This is a genomic window from Gordonia gummivorans (assembly GCF_022513585.1).
Lineage (GTDB): Bacteria > Actinomycetota > Actinomycetes > Mycobacteriales > Mycobacteriaceae > Gordonia.
This window is the reverse complement of the sequence record NZ_JAKWBF010000007.1, coordinates 148,682-162,661: the sequence shown is the minus strand read 5'-3', so window position 1 is coordinate 162,661 and position 13,980 is coordinate 148,682. Positions and strand designations below refer to the sequence as shown.

Below are 13,980 nucleotides of genomic sequence, written 5' to 3'. Positions count from 1 at the left end.
ATCGGACTCAGGTGCGCGACTCCGGTGTGGCAGGCGGTGGATCCTGCAAGACTGCGTGGCCACCGCTCGAGCCGTATCCGCCGGCACCCCGGCTGGTGTCGTCGAGTTCGGTCACCTCCATGAACTCCGGCAACTCGACCCGCTGCACGACGAGCTGCGCGATCCGATCGCCACGAGAGATCGAGATCGACTGTTCGGGATCGAGATTGATCAGACACACCTTGATCTCGCCGCGATAGCCGGCGTCGATGGTGCCCGGCGAGTTGACGATCGACAGCCCGGCGCGCGCGGCCAGGCCCGAGCGAGGGTGGATCAATCCGACGGTGCCCACCGGAAGCGCGACCGCGATCCCGGTGCCGACGAGTTGTCGTCGGCCCGCAGGCAATTCGAGGTCGATGGTGGAATAGAGGTCCACGCCCGCGTCGCCCGGATGGGCACGCACCGGTAGTGGCAACTCAGGGTCGAGGCGTCGGATCGGAATAGGTGCGAGAGGGGTGGGTTCTGCGCTCACGCAGGCAGACTACGCTGGTCGCGTGATCGAACCCCACTCACCCGACAACGCGACCGGCCCGTCGGAGGGCGGGCTGATGCCGTATGACGAACGTCTCCACGTCCCTTGGTGGTGGTGGCTGGCGGCCCTGGTCGTCGTCGGTGTCGTAGGTCACGAGATCGAGTTGGCGGCGCATGAATCCGCCTGGGGTTTGCTGGCCTACCCGGTGGTGGCGCTGTTGTGCGCGGCCGTGCTGTGGTCGATGGGGCGGGTGCGGATCAGTGTCACCGCCGACGGTGAACTGCACGCCAACCGAGCCCGGCTGCCCCGATCGGTGATCGCTCGCGGCGCGAGCATTCCGGCGACCGCGAAGAGCGCCGCACTCGGGCGGCAGCTCGATCCGGCCGCATATCTGGTGCACCGGTTCTGGGTGAAGACGATGGTGCTTGTCGTGCTCGACGACCCCGACGACCCCACGCCGTATTGGCTGGTGTCGACTCGACATCCCGCCCGGTTGCTCGCCGCGCTGGACATTCCGGACGCCGCGGCCGAGAAGTCGGACGACCGGCAACAATAGGCCGCTGCTGGACCCACTGTGCCGGCGGACTCACCGCGTCGATGCGGTGAGTCGATCTGTTCACCTGCCGGTCAGGCGCAGTCCACGCAGATCATCGTGGTGCCGTTCTCCCGCGCCAGCCGGCTGCGGTGGTAGACGAGAAAGCAGCTAGTACAAGTGAATTCGTCTGCCTGCTTGGGGATCACCCGCACGGACAGTTCCTCACCCGACAGATCTGCACCGGGCAGTTCGAAGGACTCAGCGGTGTCACTCTCGTCGACATCGACGGCAGCGGCTTGCGCCTCGCTGCGCCGAGCCTTCAGTTCCTCGAGCGAGTCCTCGTTCAGGTCCTCGGTCTCCGTGCGTCGTGGCGCGTCGTAATCAGTAGCCATTGTGTGCCTTACGTGGTTGAGAGTCTCAAAGGGCGCTCTCGGCTGCCCGGCTTGTGGCCGAGAAGCCCGTGGATGCGCGCAGCCCCGCCGGGATTGTCTTGCCGGCGGCGTCACTACAACGTCATGACCGGTGCAATTCGTTACCCGTAACCGTTCAGACCGCTGTGAGTTTCATCACATTTGGTCCTTTACTCCCCCTGGGCCGTGGAGAGCAGGCGCCCGAAGAATAGTGGACCGGATTGCTTGGGTCAACAATTACCGCAAACGAGTTTCGCGGCGTGTTTCTTCCCGGCATCGGCAACCGAGGAGGTGGCACACCGTGCCCGTTACGGACTCCACCGCCGTCCACCCTCTACAGTGAGCGAGACCCAGACCGATGGACCGACTCCAACGTCGGCTCCATCACCGGCCTGGGCCCCCGATCGGGAGAGGAGCCCGTCCGCCGTGGTGTCGCAGATTACGACCGGCTACCCGACCGACGAGAACGGTCGGGCCTACCGGCGCCGACGCTACGTGCCGGCGATCGTCACCGTCGTGGTCCTGCTTGTGGTGGGCCTGATCGTCTGGGCCACCGCCTTGGCCGACAGCGACAACCAGAGCGCCCCGACGGACTGCAATCAGCCGACTCCGGCTTCCTCGACGGCCCCGGCCCCGGATGCCGGCAATCCCGCGCCGGCCACCACCACACCCCCGCATCTGAACGCCGTGAGCCGCACCGACATGCTCGAGGTGGCACCGGCACCACTGTCGACCTTCCAGGTGCGCGTATTGAATGCGTCCGCCGAGCGCGGCGCTGCACGTACCGTGTCCGACGACCTGGCCGGTCAAGGATTCAGTCCGGCAACCGACACAGCGTACGGCGACGACGCCCTCTACCCGAACCGCGACCTCAACTGTGTCGCGCAGATCCGGTTCGGTCCGGCCGGACGCGCTGGTGCAGCGTCGGTCTGGCTGGCCTTCCCCTGCGCGCAACTCGTGGACGACGGCCGACGCGGAAGTACGGTCGACGTCGCCCTCGGCGAGTACTACAAGAACACCGAACTCTCGCAGGACACCCAAGCGGCCCTCGAGGTCCTGCGCTCGGCCGACCCGAAGAAGCCCGAGACCGGTGTCGACCCGGCACTGCTCTCTGCGGTCCATTCCGCCGGCTGCTGACCCGAGGTTTTTCGCCCCGCCCGCCACCGCTCCTGTGACCGGCTCACACAACGCGCGCCCGCGCGCCGACGTCGTCGAGGATCTCGGACAGTTCGGTGGCGATCCCGGGCGCCATGGCCACCGTCAGATGCCCTTCCGACGACCGCGATTCCGGCGGTGGAGTCGACACCACCGCACCCGCCTCGGCGGCGATCAGCGATCCGGCGGCCCAATCCCACGGGCTCAAACCGTGCTCGTAGTGGGCGTCGACGGCCCCGCTGGCCACCATGCAGAGATCGAGCGCCGCGGCGCCGATCCTCCTGATGTCACGAACCCTGGGCAGCAGACGCGCGACGATGTCGCCCTGCGCCTGCCTGCGGTGTGCGTCGTAGCCGAAGCCGGTGGCGACGAGCGCGAGTTCGGCCCGGTCGATCGTGTTGCAGGACAGCCGTAACCGACTGCCGTCGGCACCGTGGACATGCGCGCCCCGACCCAGGGCGGCGGTGTAGGTGAGCCCGCGGGCCACGTCGACGACCGCTCCCGCGACCGACTGCCCGTCGATCTGCGCTGCCACCGACACCGCGTACGCAGGAATTCCGTACATGAAGTTGACCGTGCCGTCGATCGGATCCACGACCCACCGGACACCGGAGGGCACGGCGACGGTTCCGCCCGCCTCCTCACCGAGGATCTCGTCGTCCGGGCGTGCCTTGTGCAGCAACGCACGCACCAGTTGCTCGGTCTCGGTGTCGGCCACGGTGACCGGATCGGTTTCGGTCGACTTCGTCGACACGACCGAACTGTCGGCGCCGGAATCGGTCTGGCCGAACAATTCTGGCCTGCGTAGACGGACATGGTCGGCGGCAGCTTGTGCCACCGACCGCGCAATCGTCTCGAGGTCGTGCGCCTCGTCTGGTGGGTATGCGTCCGTGCACCGCGGATCGGTAGGTCCATTCGCCACAGGCTCCATTGAACAGCACGCGAATCGGTCGGCGGTCCGCGGAACCGCACCGGCGGAAACCGCAGGCGGCGCAGCATCGTCGGCAACCAAGCGATCCGCGCCCCGGCTGGATAGCCTGAACTTGTATTCGTCGCCGCCGGAGAGGACGTCGTAATGGCCGAGTCAGCACCGACCGAGTCACCCGAACCTGATATAGCCACCACCTCAACCAATCTCGGGTTCGGAGTGGATGTCGGCGGTTCGGGCATCAAAGGCGGCGTGGTGGATCTCGACACCGGCGAACTCGTCGGCGAACGGTTCAAGGTGCTGACCCCCAAACCCTCGACGCCGAACGCGGTCGCCGGCGGTGTCGCCGAGGTCGTCGAACACTTCGACTGGGACGGACCGGTCGGCATCACCCTGCCGGGCGTGATCACCGAAGGTGTCATGCGCACTGCGGCCAACATCGACAAGGGCTGGATCGGGACCGACGTCTACGCCCTGTTCAGTGAGTACCTCGGCGGCCGGCAGGTGTCGGTACTGAACGACGCCGACGCCGCCGGCATGGCCGAGGACGCATACGGCGCGGGCAAGGGCGTCGACGGTGTGGTGATGCTGCTGACCTTCGGCACCGGCATCGGCTCGGCGATCCTCATCAACGGCACGCTGGTGCCCAACACCGAGCTCGGGCACATGTACGTCGGCAAGAAGGAAGCCGAACATCAGGCGTCGTCGCGGATCAAGGAGGAGAAGGGATGGTCGTATGAGAAATGGACCGAGCATGTCTCCACAGTCCTCGAGGCCTACGAGGCGCTGTTCTGGCCCAAGGTGTTCATCGCCGGCGGCGGTATCAGCCGCAAGTCCGCCAAGTGGATCCCATTGCTCACCAACTCGACCCCGGTGGTGCCGGCCACCCTGCTGAACACCGCAGGCATCGTCGGTGCGGCCATGGCCGTGTCGCAGGGACTCAAGACCTGACCGGGGAACGTAGCGCGACACCGGTTGCGCACGACCTCGGCGATGCCGTGTGACCTGGCCTTTGACACATCCTTGAACCCGATGTCGTTACAATGGTCGTCACCGGTCATGTTGCACCGAGTACCAAGCCCTCACCCGCGGTGGCCCGTGCTGCCGCGACGCGTCAAAAGTCAGTTTCGAAAGGTTGTACGTGGCAGCCACCAAGACCGTTCACTCGGACGCCGAGGTCGACGAGACAACGGATTCGTCCACCGACGGCTCGAGCGAGCAGACACCCGCCAAGCGCCCGGCCAAGAAGGCGGCCAAGAAGGCAGCCCGCAAGGCCCCCGCCAAGAAGGCCGCGCGTAAGGCTCCCGCCAAGAAAGCGGCCAAGAAGGCTGCGGCCGAGCCCGACGCCGGCGGCGACACCGATGCCGAACCCGATGACAGTCCGGATTCCATCGACGACATCGACGGCCCCGACGCCGAACTCGATGAGGACGTCGAGATCGACGACCTCGTCGTCGATGACGAGGACGACGCCACCGACGACGACTCGGACGACGACGAGGAGGAGGGCGACGCCGAAGAGCCGGCGGCCGCCACCTCGAAGCCCACTCCCGCCACCGACAAGGCCAATGCCGCCAAGGACGTGCCGGAGAAGTCGGCAGGTGACTTCGTCTGGGACGAGGAAGAGTCCGAGGCACTGCGTCAGGCCCGCAAGGACGCCGAGCTCACCGCCTCGGCCGACTCCGTGCGCGCCTACCTCAAGCAGATCGGCAAGGTCGCACTCCTCAACGCCGAGGAGGAGGTCGAACTCGCCAAACGCATCGAGGCCGGCCTGTTCGCCACCGAGCGCCTGCGTCGGATCATGGCGTCCGGCGAGAAGATCAGCACCGCCCAGAAGCGCGATCTCAACTGGATCTCGCGAGACGGCAACCGCGCCAAGAACCACCTCCTCGAAGCGAACCTCCGTCTGGTCGTGTCCCTCGCCAAGCGCTACACCGGCCGCGGCATGGCCTTCCTGGATCTCATCCAGGAAGGCAACCTGGGTCTGATCCGCGCCGTCGAGAAGTTCGACTACACCAAGGGCTACAAGTTCTCGACATACGCCACCTGGTGGATTCGGCAGGCGATCACCCGCGCGATGGCCGACCAGGCGCGCACCATCCGCATCCCGGTGCACATGGTCGAGGTCATCAACAAGCTCGGCCGTATCCAGCGCGAACTTCTTCAGGACCTGGGCCGCGAGCCCACTCCGGAGGAACTCGCGAAGGAGATGGACATCACGCCCGAGAAGGTCCTCGAGATCCAGCAGTACGCGCGTGAGCCCATCTCCCTCGACCAGACCATCGGCGACGAGGGCGATAGCCAGCTCGGTGACTTCATCGAGGATTCGGAAGCCGTCGTCGCAGTCGACGCGGTCAGTTTCACCTTGCTGCAGGATCAGCTGCAGTCCGTGCTCGAGACGCTGTCGGAGCGCGAGGCAGGAGTGGTCCGGCTGCGGTTCGGCCTGACCGACGGTCAGCCGCGCACGCTGGATGAGATCGGGCAGGTGTACGGCGTCACGCGCGAACGTATCCGGCAGATCGAGTCCAAGACGATGTCGAAGCTGCGCCATCCGTCGCGTTCGCAGGTGCTGCGCGACTACCTCGACTAGTCGAGCTCCCTCTCACGCCACGTCTGGCAACCCATCTTCGGGTGGTCTTGTCAACCTTGCGTTCACGGCGATTCCGACGGGCGTCTGAATGCGGGGATTGGTGTCGCGCGTTCGTACGATGTCGGAATGTCGGATTCTCTGAGGCAGGCGGTCGTGCTGCCGTCTACCCCGATGCTGGTCACCAGAAGGGCGGTCGACCTGCTCCGGGTTGCCTCGATGCTGTGTAGGTAGCGGCCCGCGCATCAATGCGCAACGAAGCCCCCGATTCGTTTCCCCGCGCCCACCTCGTGATCTCCACGGCGCGCCTGCATCGAAAGCACCCTGCACATGCCAACCATCGTTCTCATTGCCCTGGTCGGATTCGCCGCCCAACTCGTCGACGGCAGCCTCGGCATGGCCTACGGCGTCACGACCACCACACTGCTCTTGGCGATCGGGACCAACCCGGCCGCCGCGTCCGCCACCGTGCACCTCGCGGAGATCGGCACCACCCTGGTCTCGGGTGTCTCGCACTGGAAGTTCGGCAACGTCGACTGGCGCGTGGTCCGCCGGATCGCGATCCCGGGTGCCATCGGCGCTTTCCTCGGCGCGACGATCCTGTCGAAGCTGTCCACCGAGGCGGCCGCTCCCGTGATGGCCGCGATCCTGCTGGCCCTTGGTCTCTACATCCTGCTTCGCTTCACCTTCCAGGGCATTCCGCGCCACAACCTCGGCAAGCCGCTGCGCAAGCGTTTCCTGGGTCCACTCGGCTTTGTCGCCGGCTTCGTCGACGCCACCGGCGGCGGTGGCTGGGGACCGGTCGGCACGCCCGCGATCCTGGCGAGTGGACGTCTGGAGCCCCGGAAGGTCATTGGTTCGATCGACACCAGCGAATTCATCATCGCGCTCGCTGCGAGCCTCGGATTCCTGTTCAGCCTGGGCTCGCAGGGCATCAACTTCGCGTGGGTCGGGGCAATCCTCATCGGTGGTGTTCTGGCCGCCCCGATCGCGGCCTGGCTGGTCCGGCACGTGCCTCCGCGTCTGCTCGGTTCGTCGGTGGGCGGTCTCATCGTGCTCACCAACACCCGCAGCCTGCTCAAGAGCGATCTCATCGACGCATCGGCATCGGTGCGTACGGCGTTCTACCTGGTCATCGCCGTTGCGTGGGCGGCAGCGTTCGCCTACTCGCTGCGCGAGTACCTGCGTGACCGCGAGAACGAATCCTCGGATGCGGTGTCGGAGTTGCGGGAGCAGCGCGAGTCCGAGGAGTCGGTGGGCGCCGCGTCCCCAACCGCATGACGGGCGTTGCGATCCACCTGCGCGCAACGATCACTCCCGAAAATGTGACCCCGGTCGCACCCTGCGTAACGTCGTCTTTTACCGGTGTTGCCGACGATGTTCGCGGTGTTAACGGTGAGTGACGACACACCGACCCGCCCTGCGGAACAATACGAAACCCCCAAGCGTCTGACAGAGTGAGGTTGACGCATCGCCCGGATGTGTCGGCTCACGAAGGGAAGGCGACCGACAGGCGCCGGACCGGGACGGAGGAATCATGAATGACATTGCCACCACAACCCCGATCTCCATGTCGCTCACTGCCGCCGACCGCTGCGATCGCTGCGGCGCCGCGGCAAAGGTACGCGCCGTCCTCCCCAAGGGGGGCGAGCTTCTCTTCTGCCGTCATCACTTCAACGAGCACGAGGCCCGACTCGTCGAGCTGAGCGCGACCGTCGTGGAGTCCGCGGGCGAACTCGTCTGACCCAGCAAACCTCAGACCTGATTCAGGCCCGGCCGGTTCTTCCGGCCGGGCCTGAATCGTGTCGGGTGTCGACGGACTGTGCTCAGCGCCACTCACGCAGCGCGTTGATCCGTTCCCGAAGCTGATCCGCGCTCGCCATCGCTGTCGGCGGACCGCCGAGTTTGGTGCGGAGTTCGTTGTGCACCATGCCGTGCGGCTTCCCCGTCCTGTGGTGGTGCATGGCGACCAGACTGTTCAGTTCTTTTCGGAGCGCATGCAGGTTCTCCCCCGTGCTCCGCGGCGCGCTTGCGGCCGCCCCGACATCCGGCACCGCGGCCGACCGTGCCGTCACCTGTTCGTCCTGCCTGCGCCGCAGTAGTGCGCGGACCTGGTCCGCATCGAGCAGGCCGGGCAATCCGAGGTAGTCCGACTCCTCGTCGGAACCCGCGAAGGTGGCGGTCCCGAACGACGAACCGTCGAAGATCACCTGGTCGAGTTCGGCGTCGGCATGCAGCGACTGAAAGCCCTTCTCCTCCTCGCCGGGCTCGTCCTTCTGCTTGTTCGCATCGGTCAGCAACGCGTCATCGAGGCCGTCGCTGTCGCGGTGCGGTTTGCCGAGCACGTGGTCGCGTTCGGCTTCCATCTGGCTCGCGAGGTCGAGGAGCACCGGCACCGACGGCAGAAACACGCTGGCCGTCTCCCCCGGCCGACGAGACCGGACGAATCGGCCGATCGCCTGCGCGAAATACAGCGGTGTCGACGCACTCGTCGCATAGACCCCGACCGCCAGCCGCGGCACGTCCACACCCTCCGACACCATGCGGACCGCGACCATCCACTCGTCGTCCGACGCGGCGAACTCCGCGATGCGCGACGACGACTTCGGGTCGTCGGACAGCACCACGGTCGGCTTCTTGCCGGTGATGGACGCCAGCAGTTCGGCGTAGTCACGCGCCGAGGTCTGATCGGTGGCGATCACCAGTCCGCCCGCGTCGGGCACACCACCGGCGCGCAGCTGCCCCAGCCTGGTGTGTGCAGCGGTCAGGACCGCCGGAATCCAGTCGCCGTGTGCATCGAGGGCCGTGCGCCACGCGCGCGCCGTGTGCTCGGCGGACAGCGGCTCGCCGAGGCGGGCGGTGAACTCCTCACCCGCACTCGTTCGCCAGCTGGCCTGACCGGAATACGCCAGGAAGACCACCGGACGCACCACGCCGTCGGCGAGCGCGTCGGCGTAGCCGTAGGTGTGATCGGCGCGTGAGCGCTGCACGCCCCCGGGTTCCGGCTCGTAGGTGACGAACGGGATCGGCGAGTCGTCGGACCGGAAGGGTGTCCCGGTCAGCGCCAGCCTGCGGGTCGCGTCGGAGAAGGCCTCCCGGATCGCCTCACCCCACGACTTCGCGTCGCCGCCGTGGTGAATCTCGTCGAGGATCACCAGCGTCCGCCGGTTCTCGGTCCGAACGCGGTGTCGCGCGGGGTGAGCCGCGATCTGCGCGTAGGTCACCACGACACCGTGATAGTCGCTACTCGTCTGTCCGGCGGAGTTGCTGAACCGTGAATCCAGGGCGATGCCGACTCGCGCCGCCGCCTCACTCCACTGGTGCTTGAGGTGCTCGGTGGGTGCGACCACGGTGACCTGATCGACCGTGCGGTCGTCGAGCAGTTCGCGAGCGATGCGCAGGCCGAAGGTGGTCTTGCCCGCGCCCGGGGTCGCGACCGCGAGGAAGTCGCGCGGACGCTTCGTCAGATACTTGGTCAGCGCGCGACGCTGCCAGGCGCGCAGCGGCATCGACGAAGCGGGCACCGCGGACGGTGCCGCGGCGTCCCCGGCCAGTGTGGGGTTCGCGACAGACGGATCGGCAGAGGTCACCGGTGTGCTGCTCCTGACTGCAAGTGAAACGTCACCGTGCCGACCAGCAACGATGACTGGTCATCCCTGGTGGGAGGCACAAAACGACCCCTCAGTGTGGGTGTCACACATGCCAAGGGGACGGGCCAATGCTACCGCTGCGCGGCGTGCCGTCGCGCACCGCGACACGTTCCACGGAGGCGATACCGGTCACCCGGGCGGTCATGATCCGACGCACCGCAGGTCAGCGGAATACCCATTTGCCGCCGCGATCAGGAATGCTGAGGGAATAGCCGGCAGAAATCGAAACCCCGCCCCCCTCGCCGACGACGAACCGTCGCCGGGCGAGTCGGCTTTGCCGGAGTCGATACCGTCGGAGCCGGCCGGCGATCCCACGGCCCCCACAGAACCCATCCGGGCGCCCCGGCGGCCGGGACACGATCACCCCTTCGACGACAACCCCGACTCCGGGCAGCGGCGGCCCGTGTTCCGCAACCTGCATGTGCTGGCGTGGCGCACGACCGTGAACGCCTGGGACCACGGCATCGTCGGATGGTCGGCCCAGGCAGCCTTCTGGCAGGCGCTGTCCTTGCCGCCGTTGCTCCTCGGCTTGCTGGGCAGCGTCGGCTACGTCGCCGGGTGGTTCGGTCCCGACACCGTCGACGTCGTCTACGACCGGATCATCGCTTTCGCCAACCGCACGTTCTCCGACAGCGTCGTCAGCGACCTGATCACCCCGACCGTCGACAACGTCCTCAACCGCGGGCGCGTCGGTGTGGTGTCCCTCGGCTTCATCCTGTCACTGTGGGCGGGGTCGTCGGCCGTGTCGTGTTTCATCGCGTCGATCGTGCACGCCCACGACCAGCACGAAGTCCGAAACCCCGTGTGGCAGCGAATCTTCGCGCTACTGCTCTACGTCGGCTTCCTCTGCGTGGCGGTGTTGCTGCTCCCGCTCGTCGCCCTCGGACCGAACTATCTACACGACATCGTGCCCGACTCGTGGGACCCGATCATCACCACGCTCATCGACTACGGGTACTTCCCGTTCGTCGCCGCTCTGCTGCTGCTGGTGCTGACGACGCTCTACCATCTGGCGTTGCCCCATCCGCTGCCGTGGCACCGGCTCGTCGGCGGAGCGGTCCTCGCCGGCATGGTGTTCTGGATCGCCAGCTTCATCCTGCGCATCTACCTGACTGCGGTCACGCGCGCCGGTTACTCCTACGGCGCACTCGCCACACCCATCGCGTTCCTGCTGTTCACGTTCTTCCTCGGGTTCGCGATCGTGCTAGGCGCAGAGTTCAACGCCGCGGTACAGGCCCTGTGGCCGGCGAAGGCGTCCACCACGACGCAGGTTCGCGAGTGGGTCAATTCGCAGACCTCCGACATCACCGGACAGCTCCGCAATCTGCCGGATCGGTTGTCCTCGGGCCCGATCCGGCGATCACGGCCGCCGTCTGATCGGTGAACGCCAATCCGAACTAGTCGAGTCAGCGACTCACCGTCGGCGTTGCCGACGATCATGGAGGCGGGAAGAGCGCGGCCTCGTCGCAGAAACCGCATTGGTCGCCAGGAACCGCTGATGTGGCCAGAAACCGCTGGTGCGCCTCGGGTTTCTGACCAGACACGCGGTTTCTGAAACCACGACACGCCGACGACGCGCCTCGGGTCGGCGAAGCGGCCGTCACGGACCACCCATCACAGAGACCTCACTTGTGGTCAGGGACCGTCGGCAGTTCCGAAGGTCTCTGACCAGAAACGAGGTCCCTGTCGACGCGCGGTCTTCCCGGCCCCGACGCCACGTAACCCCAGGTCAGAGAGTGGGTCGCCGAACTCTCCGGATCAGCGTTTCCCCGTCGTTGTTGCCGACGATCGTGGAGGCGGGAAGGGTTGGAGGTTGGGCCGGTGGCCAGAATCGGGCCCCTGACGGTGGTCCTCCGGGTATATCCCGGAAGCGGACGCTGACGGGCCCGATCTCAGTCACCGATTGCCGGTCGCCGCGTTCCGCCGACGGCGACGCCAGGAACATGCGCCCACAAAAAGTCGGGGAAGAAACTTCGTCCCCGACCCTTGGTGTCTTCCCCCAGAAATTTGTAGGGGACGACTGTGAACCTCGGGGAAGAAACTTCTTCCCCGAGATTTTGCGGGCACGACAGTATCGTGTTTCCCCAGGTCACGACGCTGGTCACTGAACTCTTCGGATCAGCTCTTACGCATGCGTGCGTAGATCTTCTTGCACTTGGGACACACCGGTGACCCCGGTTTGGCCGACCGGGTGACGGGGAAGGTCTCCCCGCAAAGCGCGACGACGTAGGTGCCCATCACCGCACTCTCGGCGATCTTTTCCTTCTTCACGTAGTGGAAGAACTTCGGCCGGTCGTCGTCGCCGGAATCTGTGGCGTCGGCGTCGGGACGCTCGTCGGTCTTGGCGTCGGACCACTCATCGAGGTCCGGTCGTTCGATGGTTTCGGTTCCCATCCGTCCATTGTGCGCTGTGGCGGTTGTGCACGACGACCCGATGGTGCATTCACGTGCCGAAAGTGGGATGGTGGAAGGGGGGTTCGGCACGTTTCGGTGGCCGGTGGCGCGAAGGGAATTCATGGGTGAGTCGACGGCGCAGGGCGGTCGTGCACCATTTGATGACGGGCGCGGCAGCGGCGTGACCTCCGAGACGTTCCTGATCACCGACGCCGCGGAGTCCTACGAGGCCCAGCACCGGGCCCGGGTCCGGAAGTACCTGACGTTGATGGCATTTCGAGTGCCCGCTCTGGTGATCGCCGGCATCGTCTACAGCGCCACCGGGAACGGTCTGCTGGCGCTCGGCATCGTTGCCCTGTCCATTCCGCTGCCCTGGGTCGCCGTCCTCGTCGCCAACGACCGGCCACCCCGCAAACGCGGCGCCGTGCCGCACTATCTGCACGGTGCCGACCACTCGGTGATCGGACCGGCCGAACTGCATTCATCCGCCGTCGACTCAGATTCGGCGGACACCACGACGACCGCGGCACCGAAACCCGGCCCGGACTCGCGGACCATCGACTCGCGGACCATCGACTCCCACACCGTCGACCCCGACTCCTGATCCCACCCGAGCGCACATCTCAGCAACTTCTCAGACCTGGCGGCGCGACAACACCAGTTTGCCCAGGTCAGATACGCAACGGCCGCCAACGACGCTCGAGTAGCCGGGAACTTTCCCGATGCTCGACGCGTTGCACTCTGTGAACGCACTCAATTCAGGAGGCCGCATGTCACGCTCGACAGTTGCACGTTCAACCACGACCACTGGATTCACCAGCGCTGTCGGCGCAGACCCCGCCGCCACGCGCACCCGCCCGGCTATGACCGAGCAGGATCTCGACGCTCAGTCGCCCGCCGCCGACCTCGTCCGCGTCTACCTCAACGGCATCGGGCGCACTGCGCTGCTCAACGCCGAGCAAGAGGTCGAACTCGCGAAGCAGATCGAGGTGGGCCTGTACGCAAAGCATGTCCTCGCGAATCGCAAGCGGCTGTCGGCGACCAAGAAGCGTGATCTCGCTCAGATCATCCGCGAGGGTGAGGCTGCCCGCGCTCATCTGCTGGAAGCCAACCTCCGCCTGGTGGTATCGCTCGCCAAGCGCTACACCGGCCGTGGCATGCCCCTGCTCGATCTCATCCAGGAAGGCAACCTGGGACTGATCCGCGCAATGGAGAAGTTCGACTACGCAAAGGGATTCAAGTTCTCCACGTATGCGACCTGGTGGATTCGCCAGGCCATCACCCGCGGCATGGCCGACCAGTCACGCACCATCCGGCTCCCCGTCCACCTCGTCGAGCAGGTCAACAAGCTGGCCCGCATCAAGCGTGAGCTCCATCAGCAACTGGGCCGTGAGGCAACCGACGAGGAACTCGCCAACGAGTCCGGTATCCCGGCGGAGAAGATCGCCGATCTCCTCGACCACAGCCGCGACCCGGTGAGCCTCGACATGCCGGTCGGCAGCGACGAAGAAGCCCCACTGGGCGACTTCATCGAGGACGCGGAGGCCACCTCGGCCGAGAGCGCCGTCATCGCCGGGCTCATGCACACCGACGTCCGCGCCGTGCTGGCCACCCTCGACGAGCGTGAGCAGCAGGTCATACGGATGCGCTACGGCCTCGACGACGGTCAGCCGCGCACCCTCGACCAGATCGGCCGCATGTTCGGGCTGTCCCGCGAGCGGGTCCGTCAGATCGAGCGTGAGGTCATGGGCAAGCTCCGCCAGGGCGACCGCGCCGAGCGGTTGCGCGCCTACGCGAGCTGAGATCTGCG

The 13,980-nt window shown here is 66.4% G+C and carries 15 protein-coding genes; 10 read left to right on the top strand and 5 right to left on the bottom strand.

Annotated elements, in window-relative coordinates:
- Window positions 1-7 precede the first annotated feature (7 nt).
- The gene (gene dut / locus MKW15_RS07760) at window positions 8-511 is read right to left on the bottom strand and encodes a dUTP diphosphatase (protein ID WP_240857003.1); all 504 of its coding nucleotides are present in this window, start codon (window positions 509-511) and stop codon (window positions 8-10) included.
- Window positions 512-533: 22 nt separating this feature from the next.
- Between dut and MKW15_RS07755 the strand changes: the two genes are divergently transcribed.
- A complete protein-coding gene (locus tag MKW15_RS07755) occupies window positions 534-1,067 on the top strand; it encodes a DUF3093 domain-containing protein (protein WP_374246669.1) in 534 nt (177 codons plus the stop codon).
- A gap of 71 nt (window positions 1,068-1,138) precedes the next feature.
- Here MKW15_RS07755 and MKW15_RS07750 read toward each other — a convergent pair whose 3' ends face one another.
- Window positions 1,139-1,438, bottom strand: a complete 300-nt coding sequence (locus MKW15_RS07750) for a DUF4193 domain-containing protein (protein WP_240857002.1) — start codon at window positions 1,436-1,438, stop codon at window positions 1,139-1,141.
- A 444-nt stretch (window positions 1,439-1,882) separates the two neighbouring features.
- Here MKW15_RS07750 and cei point away from each other — a divergent pair, with 444 nt between their 5' ends.
- Window positions 1,883-2,593, top strand: coding sequence for an envelope integrity protein Cei (gene cei / locus MKW15_RS07745; RefSeq protein ID WP_240857001.1), 711 nt, complete (start codon window positions 1,883-1,885; stop codon window positions 2,591-2,593).
- Between the two features lie 43 nt (window positions 2,594-2,636).
- Here cei and MKW15_RS07740 read toward each other — a convergent pair whose 3' ends face one another.
- Window positions 2,637-3,542 (bottom strand): inositol monophosphatase family protein, encoded by a 906-nt coding sequence (locus tag MKW15_RS07740; protein ID WP_240857000.1) that lies wholly within the window; start codon window positions 3,540-3,542, stop codon window positions 2,637-2,639.
- Window positions 3,543-3,686: 144 nt separating this feature from the next.
- On the opposite strand from MKW15_RS07740, the gene ppgK reads away from it, so the two are divergent.
- From ppgK to MKW15_RS07720, 5 genes are all read left to right on the top strand, one after another.
- On the top strand, window positions 3,687-4,490 hold the full coding sequence (gene ppgK / locus MKW15_RS07735) for a polyphosphate--glucose phosphotransferase (RefSeq protein WP_240856999.1): 804 nt from the start codon (window positions 3,687-3,689) through the stop codon (window positions 4,488-4,490).
- Between the two features lie 190 nt (window positions 4,491-4,680).
- Window positions 4,681-6,129 carry an RNA polymerase sigma factor gene (locus MKW15_RS07730; RefSeq protein WP_240856998.1) on the top strand — a complete coding sequence of 483 codons (1,449 nt, stop codon included), beginning with the start codon at window positions 4,681-4,683 and terminating at the stop codon, window positions 6,127-6,129.
- Window positions 6,130-6,255: 126 nt separating this feature from the next.
- Entirely contained in the window at window positions 6,256-6,360 is a 105-nt protein-coding gene (locus tag MKW15_RS24645) for a putative leader peptide (RefSeq protein WP_355277543.1), read from the top strand.
- 96 nt (window positions 6,361-6,456) lie between these two features.
- Complete coding sequence (locus MKW15_RS07725; RefSeq protein ID WP_240856997.1) at window positions 6,457-7,407, top strand: sulfite exporter TauE/SafE family protein; 951 nt, start codon at window positions 6,457-6,459, stop codon at window positions 7,405-7,407.
- A gap of 256 nt (window positions 7,408-7,663) precedes the next feature.
- The gene (locus MKW15_RS07720; RefSeq protein ID WP_240856996.1) at window positions 7,664-7,870 is read left to right on the top strand and encodes a DUF7455 domain-containing protein; all 207 of its coding nucleotides are present in this window, start codon (window positions 7,664-7,666) and stop codon (window positions 7,868-7,870) included.
- 82 nt (window positions 7,871-7,952) lie between these two features.
- Here the strand turns inward: MKW15_RS07720 and MKW15_RS07715 are convergent, their stop codons facing one another.
- Complete coding sequence (locus MKW15_RS07715; RefSeq protein WP_374246664.1) at window positions 7,953-9,716, bottom strand: DEAD/DEAH box helicase; 1,764 nt, start codon at window positions 9,714-9,716, stop codon at window positions 7,953-7,955.
- A gap of 346 nt (window positions 9,717-10,062) precedes the next feature.
- Here MKW15_RS07715 and MKW15_RS07710 point away from each other — a divergent pair, with 346 nt between their 5' ends.
- Window positions 10,063-11,160, top strand: coding sequence for a YihY/virulence factor BrkB family protein (locus MKW15_RS07710; protein ID WP_240857042.1), 1,098 nt, complete (start codon window positions 10,063-10,065; stop codon window positions 11,158-11,160).
- A gap of 734 nt (window positions 11,161-11,894) precedes the next feature.
- Here MKW15_RS07710 and MKW15_RS07705 read toward each other — a convergent pair.
- Window positions 11,895-12,170 (bottom strand): DUF3039 domain-containing protein, encoded by a 276-nt coding sequence (locus MKW15_RS07705; RefSeq protein ID WP_240856995.1) that lies wholly within the window; start codon window positions 12,168-12,170, stop codon window positions 11,895-11,897.
- Between the two features lie 121 nt (window positions 12,171-12,291).
- Between MKW15_RS07705 and MKW15_RS07700 the strand changes: the two genes are divergently transcribed.
- Together MKW15_RS07700 and MKW15_RS07695 are read left to right on the top strand one after the other, a co-directional pair.
- Entirely contained in the window at window positions 12,292-12,774 is a 483-nt protein-coding gene (locus MKW15_RS07700) for a DUF3099 domain-containing protein (protein ID WP_240856994.1), read from the top strand.
- Between the two features lie 166 nt (window positions 12,775-12,940).
- Window positions 12,941-13,972, top strand: a complete 1,032-nt coding sequence (locus MKW15_RS07695) for a sigma-70 family RNA polymerase sigma factor (protein WP_276614708.1) — start codon at window positions 12,941-12,943, stop codon at window positions 13,970-13,972.
- Window positions 13,973-13,980: the final 8 nt, after the last annotated feature.